General features: G+C 71.5%; 1 protein-coding gene. It reads right to left on the reverse strand.

Annotated features, from left to right (window positions below; all coding sequences use genetic code 11):
- Positions 1-216 precede the first annotated feature (216 nt).
- Positions 217-885, reverse strand: a 669-nt coding sequence (locus NBZ85_RS31485; RefSeq protein ID WP_261563466.1) for a HesA/MoeB/ThiF family protein, incomplete at its 5' end; no start/stop codon positions are given.

Raw genomic sequence — 885 nt, forward strand, 5'->3', positions numbered from 1 at the left:
CCCCCGGACACGCCGAGCCCACAACCTGGCATCACCACCCAGCCGGAGCAGACGCCCGTTGAACTTCCCGCCGGGAGCACAATGACGCAGCTGCACTCCCCGCGCCGGCCGGCCTGACAACCGGGTGTGAAAGTCAGCCCGCCTGACGACGGGGACGTGGACGGGGACGGGGCGCCCCGCCGGCTGCCGGAGCACGGGCCGGCATCGGCGACAGCCTCACCGCCGGGAGGCGCCGTCCAGCCGGGTCGCGCCAGCCGACGGCCGCCGGAAGCCGCAGTCCACGCAGGCGGGGTCGCGCGCCACCGACAGCGTGCGGACGTCCAGATCCCACAGATCGGCGACGAGCAGCCGGCCGACAGCCGGCTCGCCGAATCCGGAGATGAGCTTGATGACTTCCATCGCCGCGAGGCACCCGACCGTTCCCGCGACCGCTCCGAAGACGGGAAACCCCAGGGGGTCCCAGTCGGGGTCGCCCTCGGCGAAGACGCACCGTAGACACGGACCGTCCCCGGCGACGGTGAGCAGCTGGATCTCGGTGGCGTTCATCGCCGCGACGACCAGGGGCACCTCCGCATCCAGGCACATCCGGTTGATCTGGAAACGTTCGGGGAAGTTGTGGCGGGCATCGATCACGACGTCGGCAGCGGCCACCAGCTCGGGGAGCATCGGGTCGAACAGGCCGCGGTCCCAGGTCTCCACCACGACGTCCGGGTAGTGCAAACCCAGGGTTTCCGCGGCGATCACGACTCGGGACTCGCCGATACGGTCGGGGCGCATCAGGGTCTGGCGGTTCAGATCGGGCTTCTCCAACGGGCCCGGATGGACCAGCACCAGTCGCCCGACGCCGGCGGCGGCGAGATAGGTGGTGGCGGCTCCGCCCACCCC

It is taken from the genome of Frankia tisae (genome assembly GCF_025403405.1).
GTDB lineage: Bacteria > Actinomycetota > Actinomycetes > Frankiales > Frankiaceae > Frankia > Frankia tisai.